The organism is Pseudomonas sp. GM78, from assembly GCF_000282475.1.
Classification (GTDB): domain Bacteria; phylum Pseudomonadota; class Gammaproteobacteria; order Pseudomonadales; family Pseudomonadaceae; genus Aquipseudomonas.
On record NZ_AKJF01000040.1, the window covers coordinates 1 to 11386 of the forward strand.

The 11386-nt window shown below is 59.0% G+C and carries 11 protein-coding genes; 1 reads left to right on the forward strand and 10 read right to left on the reverse strand.

Features of this window, described 5'->3' with window-relative positions:
- On the reverse strand, positions 1-924 hold a 924-nt coding region (locus tag PMI35_RS27230; protein ID WP_008055709.1), incomplete at its 3' end, for an ABC transporter permease.
- Between the two features lie 118 nt (positions 925-1042).
- Here PMI35_RS27230 and PMI35_RS27225 point away from each other — a divergent pair.
- Complete coding sequence (locus PMI35_RS27225) at positions 1043-1684, forward strand: hypothetical protein (protein WP_008055710.1); 642 nt, start codon at positions 1043-1045, stop codon at positions 1682-1684.
- A gap of 39 nt (positions 1685-1723) precedes the next feature.
- On the opposite strand, the gene PMI35_RS27220 is transcribed toward PMI35_RS27225, so the two are convergent.
- From PMI35_RS27220 to PMI35_RS27180, 9 genes are all read right to left on the reverse strand, one after another.
- Positions 1724-2890: a hypothetical protein gene (locus PMI35_RS27220; protein WP_008055711.1), complete on the reverse strand. Its 1167-nt coding sequence runs from the start codon at positions 2888-2890 to the stop codon at positions 1724-1726.
- Entirely contained in the window at positions 2880-3647 is a 768-nt protein-coding gene (locus PMI35_RS27215) for a glycosyltransferase family A protein (protein ID WP_008055712.1), read from the reverse strand. Before PMI35_RS27215 ends, PMI35_RS27220 begins: the two co-directional genes overlap by 11 nt.
- 39 nt (positions 3648-3686) lie before the next feature.
- Positions 3687-4643 (reverse strand): glycosyltransferase family protein, encoded by a 957-nt coding sequence (locus PMI35_RS27210; RefSeq protein WP_008055713.1) that lies wholly within the window; start codon positions 4641-4643, stop codon positions 3687-3689.
- Positions 4640-6070: a PIG-L deacetylase family protein gene (locus tag PMI35_RS27205; RefSeq protein ID WP_008055714.1), complete on the reverse strand. Its 1431-nt coding sequence runs from the start codon at positions 6068-6070 to the stop codon at positions 4640-4642. The genes PMI35_RS27210 and PMI35_RS27205 overlap by 4 nt, the downstream gene beginning before the upstream one ends.
- A gap of 8 nt (positions 6071-6078) precedes the next feature.
- Positions 6079-6975 carry an antimicrobial resistance protein Mig-14 gene (locus PMI35_RS27200; RefSeq protein WP_008055715.1) on the reverse strand — a complete coding sequence of 299 codons (897 nt, stop codon included), beginning with the start codon at positions 6973-6975 and terminating at the stop codon, positions 6079-6081.
- A complete protein-coding gene (locus PMI35_RS27195; protein ID WP_008055717.1) occupies positions 6975-8105 on the reverse strand; it encodes a glycosyltransferase in 1131 nt (376 codons plus the stop codon). The genes PMI35_RS27200 and PMI35_RS27195 overlap by 1 nt, the downstream gene beginning before the upstream one ends.
- Entirely contained in the window at positions 8089-9846 is a 1758-nt protein-coding gene (locus PMI35_RS27190) for a carbamoyltransferase family protein (protein WP_008055718.1), read from the reverse strand. The genes PMI35_RS27195 and PMI35_RS27190 overlap by 17 nt, the downstream gene beginning before the upstream one ends.
- Positions 9847-10011: 165 nt before the next feature.
- Positions 10012-10347, reverse strand: coding sequence for a YceK/YidQ family lipoprotein (locus PMI35_RS27185; RefSeq protein WP_081504780.1), 336 nt, complete (start codon positions 10345-10347; stop codon positions 10012-10014).
- 121 nt (positions 10348-10468) lie between these two features.
- Positions 10469-11386 (reverse strand): lipopolysaccharide kinase InaA family protein (locus tag PMI35_RS27180; RefSeq protein WP_008055720.1); only part of this gene is annotated, 918 nt, incomplete at its 5' end.

Sequence of the window (11386 nt, forward strand, 5' to 3'; positions counted from 1 at the left end):
CGGCTTGGGCAGCAGACCCGCCGCAGTGATATAGGCCACCAGGTCACCGGCGGTTGCATCACCGCGCAGGAACAGCACCAGGAACATCAGCACGGCCATGGCGGTGTAGATCACCAGCTGCAACATCGGCGTATAGACCGCGCCGGTCTTGGTCATGCGCAGTTGCTTGTCGGTATTGCCCTGGCTGGCAGCGGCAAAACGTCGCTTTTCGTAGCTCTCGCCACCGAAGCTGCGCACTACGCGATAACCCTGGATGGTCTCGGACGCTACATGGGTCACATCGCCCATGGCCACCTGTATCTTCTTGCTCTGCTTGCGGAATTTTTTGCTGGTGCTACTCACCATGACCGCAATCAGAGGCAGGATGGCAAGCATTACCAGGGTGAGCTTCCAGTTCATCCACAGCAGGTAGGCAAACAGAAACACCACGGTCAGGCCTTCACGAATGACCACTTTAATGGCGTCCGTGGCAGCGCCGGTGACCATGGTCACGTTGAAGGTGATGCGCGAAATCAGGTGCCCGGAGTTATGGGTATCGAAATAGCGGTTGGGCAGCACCAGCAACTTGTTGAACAACTCGACGCGCAAGTCATGGACCAGCCCCAACGAGACTTTCGCCAGATAGTAGTTGCCAAGAAACGAACCGAGGCCCTGCCACGCGGCGATCAGTATGATCAGCAACGGCACGGCCATCAGCAACTGCAAGTCTTTCAGATAGGGAACATTGGGGAAGAGCACCGCTTCAGGGTTGCTCAGGCCATCGACGAAGTATTTGAGGATGCCGGCCAGCATCGGCTGCGTCGAGGCAAAAATCACAAAGCCAACGATACTGACGGCAAACATGCCCCAGTACGGGCGCACATACGACAGCAGGCGCAGGTAAATCTTCAAGCTCGACGGCGCAGGCGAATCAGGGCTAGTCATGAGAACCCGTTGTATGAGAAAAGAGCCCGCGAGTGTAACACAGGCCATTTTAGTCGCTGAGCTGCGGTAACATGGCCGGCTATCCATGCCCCTCATGGCGTCGAACCCCGGAGAATTGATGCAAGCGCTTGATCACACCCGATACCTTGCCCTGCGCGAGGGAGCACAAGTCCTTGAAGCGGATGGTTCGGGGGACAAGGTCTTGCGGCTGACGGATGGCTCGATCCTCAAACTGTTTCGTCGCAAGCGCCTGCTGACGTCAGCCGCCTGGTATCCGTACGCCAAACGGTTCGCTGACAATTGCGATGCGTTGCGTGAACGGCAGATTCCCTGCCCTTCGATCCGCCAAGTCTATCGCATCCCGAGTATCGCCCGTGATGCGGTGCATTACGACCCGCTGCCGGGGCAAACCTTGCGCCAGTTACTGGATACCCAGGGCGATGCCGATCCGCTGCGGGGTCAGCTCGGGGTTTTCATAGCCACCTTGCATGAACGCGGGATCTATTTCCGCTCGGCGCACCTAGGCAACATAGTGCTCACGCCTGAACATCAGCTGGGCCTGATCGACATTGCCGACCTGCGGGTTTATCGGCGCCCACTACGCAAGACGCTGCGGCTGCGCAATTTCAAGCATATGGTGCGCTACCCGCAGGATCGGCAATGGTTGCTCGACAGGCGTGGAGAAGTCTTCATGCAACACTATGGCCAGACCCAAAGCATCTGTTCCCGGGAAGAACTGAACAGCGCCCTGCAAAAATGACCTGACCTTCGCCCCCAGGGAGGAGGCGAAGGTCAGGTTTCATGCCAGTGCGATACGCTGCGACTTGAGCACTCGCCCGAGGATCATCGCCCCAGGCAGCAGCACCAGCGGCCACAACTCGTCAGGGTTGCCAATCAACAAGCTGCCATCGAAGTTCAGCATGACCAGCGCACATGCCAGGTACATGCCCCAGGCATCGCGCAGACGCCAGGCTTGCCAAAGCGTGGCCGCCATCAGCCCGATGAACAAAAACAGTGCCACCGCGCCGCTGTACAACCCCAGCGCCACAAAGATGTTGTGCGGGTGTTGGATCGGCATCCAGCCATCGAGCAACTGATCGGTGTGGAAATTAACGCCACAGCCCAGCAGCCAGCCACAGTTCCGCCACTCGCCGACCATGATGTGAAAGAGCTCGATGCGATACGAATCGCCGCGGGTCCAGAGCGACCGATACCAGGCTTCGTCGTGCACGATCAGGAACAGCACACCGATAACCACCAGGCTGATCGCTACCATGCTGCCGACCAGCCGCGGCTTATAGTAGAGGCCGTAAAGCAACCATATGCCCAGCAGGAACGCGACCCCGACAAACGCAGTACGGGTTTGCAGCACAAAGGTCACCGCAAACAACGAAAAGACGATGGCCAGTGCACTTTCGATCCAGCGATGCTCCCTGAACCAGCATGGCAAAGCCAGCGCCAGCGCGCACAGCAGCCAGATACTGGCGTAGATGACGTTCTGCAAGCGTGCCGGCAACAGCGCCACCCGGCTGCCGATTGCATATTCATTGGTGGCCCAGCTGTAGAGGGCACAACAGAAGATATACAACGCCAGGATCCAGAACTGCGCACGCACAAACCCCGGGCTGCGGAAAAACCGTGGATCGCTGAAGGCCCCCACGACCATGACGAACATCATCACGTAGAACACGTGCTTGAAAAACTGCATCTGCCCGGCAATGGCTGCCGGCACCAGAAACCAAAGGATGAACACCATCCAGCCCAGCGCCAGCGGCTGCCTGAACAAGCCTGCACCTCGCTCCTTGATCAGGAACACCAGACCCGGTACCACCATCAGGCCGTAGAACAGATTGTTGGTCCACTTCGAAGACCAGCCCACCACAAAGCTCAACAAGAACAGGCAGAGCACTGCTCCGAAATACGACGTGACGGTGATCTTTCCTGGCTTCACGCCGCTAGATCCCATGGAGTACCCAACCTGCTACAAGACCGAAAACAAGGGCCACGATCAGTTTGAGTCGATCGAGACGTTTACGTCGCAATTTATTCACGCGCTCCTGCGGAACCACTACGTGTTCACCGAAGCCCGTGTGCAGAACCGCATCGTTTTCCAGAATCAACGCATAGCGGTTCTGCGCGGCATACAGGCGCGACAGGTCTTTTTCTCCGGAGAATCCCGAGTACGGGGCATGGGCCAGGTAGTCCGCACGGCGCCGCAGGCCAGGATTGAAGGAAAAGCCCTGCCAGTCGGCCTTCTGCGAGCCCAGCACATAAAATGGAATGCCGTGGCTGACCTTGCGCTCGTTGAGGAACACATAAGGACTGTGGACCATCAGGTCGTGATTGAAGCTGCGCAGCCACACCTGAAGCGCCTGTGGATCTTCCTCCAGCAGGCACTGGGACTCTTCGATGAACCCTTCGCGATAGAAGTCCCAGTCATCCTCGCAGTGGAAAATCCACGACGTCTGCACCTGAGCATAGGCAGCATCGATGGACTTTAACTGACCCAGACGCGGATTGTTGATGAAAAACTGGGTATGCGCCCTCCAGTGTTCCGGAATACAAGCCTCTACGGCACGGTCGCCAGAGTCTTCGGTAATGAACACTTTACGGATGGGAGCCGTGTTGAACCGGTCAAAGGTTTCCAAGGTTCGCTTCAACAAATCGAAGCGACCGCAACTGGTGATGACAACCGAAATGTCGCTAGTCTCGCTAAACAGCATGTGTTTACACCGCACCCTTGATTGTTGAATCGCCCGACCTCACAGCCCTAGCGACACGCGTAATTTTTCTTTCCAGCTCAGTGGAACCCGTTCGCGCAGTGGTGCGCGCATTGCCTCGACAATTGCATGGCCCACCGCACGGAAGGTATATCGCTGCTCTACCAGCGCTTGCCCGGCCAGTGAAATGGCCTCGCTCAACTGCGCAGATTCACGTAGCACGGCCAGTTTTTCCCGAAGTTCGTCGCGGGTTCGATAAAGCACAATGTTGTGCATGTCGACGAAGCCCAAGGCGCGATTCTCTTCTTCCCCCTGATCGTAGGCAAACAGCACACAGCCGCAGGCCATGGCCTCGAAATTCTTGATCATGTACTCGCCCATGCCGACATCGGCACTGACGAAATAACGGATCCGACTCAGCGTTTCACAGTATTCCTCGCCCGATTTGGTACGCGTGATCAACAGGTTTTCGACTTCGGCAACGGACTCGAGCATCTCCTTGCGCCCGGCATAGGCAACGCTGTTGAGGCTGCCGACGAAACCCAGTTCGATATCCCGTTCACGCTGACGGTTTTGCAGCAGTGCATGGTCGTAGCCTTTGGGCACGAAATGCGCGTCAAAGCCTTCGTCACGCAAACGCTGGCTGACCATGAAACCCGAGCTGATCACCCGCGCCCACGGCAATTTACGGTAATGCGCACTGAATTTTCCGGTGTATTTGCACGGGATGTAATTCTGATAGGCATCGTGCTCCAGAATAACCAGATTGGGCAGCGTCTGTATGAACCGCACCTGTCTGATTTCTTTTTTGAAGCGCAGGAAAAACACGATCCGGTCATAGAGGGTCACATCGACATGCTTGCGGAAATAACCACGCAAGTCGTCCTGCTCGGCACTGGTCAGCTCACGCTTGTCGCAGTCGCACTGCTCGGCAATACCGTCATACAGTCGATCGAGGATCGCTCGTTGCTCTTTCTGCACCAGAAACAGAACTTTCAATTGGACTCTCTCTTGCCAGTCAACTCTTGGACCCAGAACAACTCGTGGCGTCGCACCGCTTTACGGAAAAACTCGTTTTCCCCAAAAGCTGGCCAGCGTCGGGCTGCGAAACAACGTTGAATTCCCCGGCGAAGTAGCCGCTTGAAGGGAAGCCGGGGCTGAAGGTCGTGCATCATGCCCAAAGACATAGCCTTGTGCCACTGCCGATCAGGTGACAGGCAAGGTGTCCACGGCCGCAAGGGCTCGACAGCATCGAACAGCGGTGGCAGCGCCACTCCCGTGCCTGCATCGCCCATCGGCCAGCGATCGTTGTCGTGCAAATGATTGGCGTAATGCAACAGGGTTTCGGGCTGCCAGGCTGTACCGCCCAGCGCCTGCATGACCGCCTGCTGGGAGCATAGATGGTCCGGGTGCGGATCGAAGTGTGGATGTGGCAAAACGATGACCTGGGGCTGGATGCGCTCGATCAGCTCATGCAAATCGGCCAGCAAATTGTTCCAGGACGGCACACCGTCGACGTCACTGCCCAAGGCAAACGGATTGAACCTGCGAAAGTACCGGGTATCGCCAAGCTGAGCCTCGCGGGACGCCACGGCTTGGCCCGGCGCACTCTGCATCGCGGGCAACTGCAGACAGAAATAACCCAACTGGATACAACGCTCCTGAGGGACGCCACCCCACAACGGCACGCTGACACTGTCCCAGGCGCGAAGCGAACCCTTCAACCGCGACGCTTCGACGCCTTCAAGCCCCATCTGCTGATAGTGCTCGGCTTCGATTTCACCGGCGGTGACGGTCACGATCCAGCTTTGACTGGCGCGGCTGTACAACCCGAAGGCAGCCAGTTCCGCGTCATCGGCATGCGGTGCAATCACCATTACCCGCTGACGGCTGTAATCCGGATGCTCGAATGCCCACAGCACAGGTTCGCCCAACAGCCTGCAGAAACGCCCACGCAGTCGCAACTCCCCGCGTGACAACACCTGAGCCTGACCGCTGAGGTTGAGGTAACGCAGGCCGTTCACGCCACGCTCGAAGGTTTGTCGGTCCGGGCTATCACCGCCGGACATCTCGACGACAGGATCAATGAATCGTCCCAACCACGTGCTTTTGATTCGTAACGCCAACACCAGCGTCGCGTCATCGACCAGCATGACACCATCGTCCAGCCGCAGGCGATCACCACTCAGGTGAACCTTGGGTTGCGGCGTGTAGGGAGGGAAACTGTATTGATAATCGTCTTGGGGCGAATAGAACAGGTGGTCGGCAAACCAGGCCTCATGGGCAATCCACCCAAGAGCCGCGAGTACCAGCGGCAGCCACCAGGCCACCACTGCACCACATACAACCAACAGCCCCAGCACGACCAGCAGACCGATGCGTTTGTTGCGCCGATGGCGCTTGAGCAATTGCTGTTTGCGACTCATGGTTTGACTCATACGGTGTAGACCGGCACAGGGTTGCACCAGCGATCCTTATATTCCCGGTCGGCACGGCCAAAGGAAAAGCGCAGGGGCTTGTCCAGTGCCCTGGCATGCTCCCAGGCGCTTTGGGTGTTGAGAAAACTCAGTACGCTACCGGGGCTGAACTCGCGGGTTTCGGGATCGACACCGCCATTGATGTATTCGACGCTGATCCATTGCGGCGTCTCGACGCGATACACCAGTTGAATGGCAATGGCGGCATCATTGAGGAAAATCACCGAACCGATCAGAAACTCGCGCAACAACTCGATGACCTCGGCCATGCGCTCGGCACCGGTCGCCGGGAAACCCCAGCGGCGCAGGAACAAATCGCAATAGATCGTTCCCAGTTCCTGGCTGGAAAACTCGGTAACCGGTCGTACGACGCCACCTGCCTCTTCCAGCAACCGGAGTTCGCGGCGCTGGTTGTAGCGAAACTTTTTCGACAACTCTTCGGGCGTGCGGGCCATGGCCAGTTGTTCGGCCTGCAACTTGATGCCGGTGAAACGGTTTTCGTTGAGCGCCGACAAGTAGCGCCCACGATGACGCAAAGGTGCCTGGGCATCGGCGGCAGCCGGCAGGATGATCTCGGCATTGCCAAGGTCGAACAGGCCCTTCTTGCCGTTACGCTTGAGCACATCCTTGGACAAGGCGAGGTCGCGACCCCAGGTCGGAATCGCGGCCTTGATTTCGCCGCCTTGCTCCCAGGCCAGGTATCGCACGGGGATGCCGGCAAGCTGCGCCAGGCGCTCGACCACCAGCGGGTGAGTGGCGACGCTGCCACCATAACGCTGCCAGGTATCGGCATAGGTCGAGGCATCGGATAGCGACCAGCCGCGTTCGCGCCAGCCTTGAAATCGGTTGAGCATCAGCCCCTCTGTGCCAGTTCGGTAACGTGCGGCAAGTGCCAGAAAGCATCGCGCACCGCGCGGTCGGAGAAGCGTTCACGCAGGCGCTCGAGCATCAGCTCGGCGCACTGGCGACGTTGTTGCTCGTCCATTGCGGCCAGATGCTGCAGGCCTTGAGCCAAGTGCTCGGCATCGCCCAGGGGGAACAGGATGCCCACGCCTTCGACCACTTCCTTCGCTCCGCCACAGGCCGTTGCGAGCAACGGTACGCCTGCCGCCATGGCTTCGAGCAGCACCATGCCGAATGGTTCATGATCGGAACTCAGGGCAAACACATCGAAAGCGCTGAAATACCGCCGGGCCTCGGGGACCTGACCGAGGAACAGCACCCGGTTGCCAATGCCCAGCTCGCGAGCCTGGGCCTTGAGATCCTGCTCCAGACGACCGCTGCCGAGAATCACCAGCTGGCTGTTGGCCGGCAAACCGGGCAGCGCCGCGGCAAAACCGTCCAGCAACGTGGCCTGGTCCTTGTCCGGATGCAGGCGGCCGACGTTGCCGACAATCCAGGCATCCGCGGACAGGCCGAGGGTCTCCCGCGCCTCACGGACCGACACCTGGCTAGCCTGCAAAGCCGGCACATCGATCCGGTTGTACAGTGTCTGGATCCTTGCCGCTGGCCACTTCGGCAAGCATTGGCGCATGTCATCGCGCACCGCATCGGACACCCCGAGCAGGCTCAGGCGCTTGCGGAAAACATGCGCGAAGAGCTTGCGTGTGCCGCGTTTGTAATCGTCAAACGCATGGTGCACGCCAATCACCGGCAACGAGGTGCCGAGCAAGGCGATGTAGATCGGCTTGAAGCGATGGGCGATGCAGAAACTGAAATTGCGCGAAGCGGCGATCTTGCGCAGATCGCCGATGGCGCCCAGCTTCAGGCCACGAATGGCCTTGGAGCTGTACTCCATGAACAACACTTCATCCGAGGCGCAACCCGCGGCCACCTCGGCGTCGGCGACCCCGGTCAGGAAGACCGTGGTCACCCGATAGCCGGTGCCCGCGAACAGGCTGGCGTACTGCCGGGCGCAGTCCAGGAACGGCCCGTCATAGCCGTGACAGAACTGCAGCACATGGCGTTCAGCCGAGCGTGTCATATGCGTTCGCGCCCTCTTTGACCACCAGGATGTCTTCCATGATCAGATACTGTAGATCCGAACCGAAGAACATGTTCAAGGCGTCCGTCGGCGAGCAGATCATCGGTTCGCCACGACGGTTGAGCGAGGTGTTCAGCGACACGCCGTTGCCGGTCAGGACTTCCAGCGCCTTCATCATGTCGTAGTAGCGCGGGTTGTATTCGCGCTTGAGCACCTGGGCCCGGGAAGTACCGTCTTCATGGACGACTTCCGGTACGCGGGTTTTCCACTCTTCCGCCACTTCGAAGGTGAAGGTCATGAACGGTGCCGGGTGATCGATCTTGATCATCTGTGGCGCCACGGTGTCGAGCATCGACGGGCAGAAAGGCCTCCAGCGCTCGCGGAACTTGATCTGGTGGTTGATGCGATCGGCTACGCCGGCCACGCTCGGGCAACCAATGATCGAACGACCGCCCAGTGCACGCGGACCGAACTCCATGCGGCCCTGGAACCAGGCCACCGGGTTGCCGTCGACCATGATCTTGGCGATCTGCTCCGGCATGTTGTCGAGCTTGCGCCAGGTTGGCTTGTTCTCGTGACGGGCACAGGCAGCGATCACGTCTTCGTTGCTGTACGACGGGCCGAGGTAGACGTGTTCCATCTTCTCGACCGGTACGCCACGGGCGTGGGACACATAGGCGGCAGCGCCGACTGCAGTACCGGCGTCGCCGGACGCCGGCTGCACGAACAGCTCCTTGACGTCGTCGCGAGCGATGATTTTCTGGTTGAGCTTGACGTTCAACGCACAGCCACCGGCGTAGGCCAACTTGCCGGTTTCCTTGAGCACGTCGCCCAGGTAGTGGTCGATCATCTGCAATGCAATTTTTTCGAACAGCGCTTGAATGCTGGCGGCGTAGTGAATGTACGGCTCGTCGGCGATGTCGCCTTCGCGCTTGGGACCCAGCCACTCGATCAGCTTCGGCGAGAAGTAGTAACCCTTGCCCTTCTCTTTGTAACGACGCAGGCCGATGACGTTGGCGTAGTCGGTGTTGATTACCAGCTCGCCGTTTTCGAACGAAGCCAGGCGCGAGAAATCGTATTTGCTGGCGTCGCCGTACGGCGCCATGCCCATGACCTTGAACTCTCCGTCGAGCATGTCGAAACCGAGGAACTCGGTGATCGCGCCGTACAGTCCGCCGAGGGAATCCGGATCGAAGAACTCCTTGATCTTGTGGATCTTGCCGTTTTCGCCGTAACCGAAGAAGGTCGTGGCGTACTCGCCCTTGCCGTCGATCCCGAGGATCGCGGTTTTCTCTTTGAAACCGGAGCAGTGGTAAGCGCTGGAGGCGTGGGCCAGGTGGTGCTCAACAGGCTCGATCTTGATCTTCTTCGGATCAAAACCCAGTTGCTCCAGGCACCAGACGATCTTGTTGCGATAGCGCTTGTAGCGACGGTTGCCCATCAGGATCGCATCAAGTGCACGGTCCGGGGCGTACCAGTAACGCTTGGCGTACTGCCAGCGCGCCTTGCCGAACAGGCTGATCGGTGCGAACGGAATCGCAACCACGTCAACGTCGGAAGGCTTGATGCCGGCCTGCTCCAGGCAGAATTTCGCCGATTCGTAGGGCATGCGGTTCTTTGCATGTTTATCGCGTACGAAGCGCTCTTCTTCCGCTGCCGCGACCAGCTTGCCGTCGATGTACAAGGCTGCGGAAGGATCATGGCTAAGGGCGCCGGACAGGCCAAGAATCGTCAATGCCACAGGGGTCTAGCCTCTTTAGTCTGCGTGCAGGCGCAATGCGCCTCAAAAATTAATGTGCCCTCGCAACGGGCGAGAGACAGCTAAAGGGCGGGATTATAGCTTAAAAGCAGCTTCAAGCCTCTAGCGGCAAGCTGCAAGCGACAGCGGTGTTAACCTTGTCGGTGGTTATCCGGGCACAGGCCGCCAGTAAATACGGATGTTGCCATCCATGCCCTGCCGGAAAATCGTATACGGCAAGGCAACGGTATCCAGCGCCCCAGACAGCAGCAGGTCCATCAAAACGAGCGAAACGAACATACCCGCTGGCTCGGGGGGCGCATTCAACATGCAAAAATCGTAGGCCAGGCCGCTGTAGACCCGAGGAATGGACTGGCAATAGGTTTTTTGCCGTCGAAGCTCCTGGGCCGCGTCGGCATCGTCCTGAAAGACCGTTGCGACGGTCCCGCACCCTGTCAAAGCCAGTGAGATGAAACCTGATACGACTAGCGTTTTGATCGTCAAAGTTTGCCCTCCGTTAGCGTCAGGCAAACTAGCATCGCGGTCATTCAGGCCACAGTTCATGGCTTCTCAAAATCATGTAGGACCGTTCGCAGGAACTTGTCCTCCAATCTTTCGAAGGGACTCAGGCCGCGCCAGAAATGTCCTTGGGTAGACGCTGATCGATGACCTGATACAGAGCACTGTTCTCGGGCCAGTTACGCATGAAACGCGCCCGATCCCGCGCATACGCCGGCGCGAAGCTGGCGAGCGAGCCGTGCTGACACATCGAATCCAGATCGATCAACGCCCAGCGGTCCTGCTGCCAGAACAGGTTGTGGCCCTTGAAGTCGCCGTGGCTGATGCGCTCGCGAATCAATTCGGCGAACAGGTGATCCAGCGCCAGCAACTCGGCTTCAGGCGCATCGCCGCTATCGATGTACGGCGCGAAACGCTCAATGATGTCCGGCCCCGGCAGATGCTCGGTGATCAGATAGGCACGGTTGCGCAGCCAGAGAAAACGTTTCTCCAGCACCGCCAGCGGCTTGGGCGTGGCGATGCCGAGAAATGCCAGGCGATTGCCTTCGCGCCAGGAGTGCCAGGCACGGCTCGGGCGCCAGAAGCGCTTGAGCCAGTGGGCGAACCCCTTGATGTTGTAGCGCTTGATCACCAGCGTACGACCATCCACCTCGACCTTGCCGACGCTCGCCGCGCCACCGGTCTTGTACAGATGCCCCTGATCCAGCAAGGCGTCGGCCTGAGCCAACACAGGCAGCATCGCAGCTTCTTCCTCGCGACGGATCGCCCGCAAGCCGAACGCACCGCGCTGCACGCTGAACAGCGTGCATTCGCGACCGATCTTGATCAGGAAATCCTTGAGGCGCCAACTGCGAACCTTGTCGACCTGCTTCTGCAGGGCCTCCATGGGCAGGGCATGCTCGCCATTGCTCAGCAGGTAGTACACCAGCAATTCTTCGATGAACGGCTCCAGCGACTTGGGCAACTGGGCGAAAAACACCCCAAGGTTTTCCAGGACCTTCTGGCGCGAGAGTGGCTGGGCCGC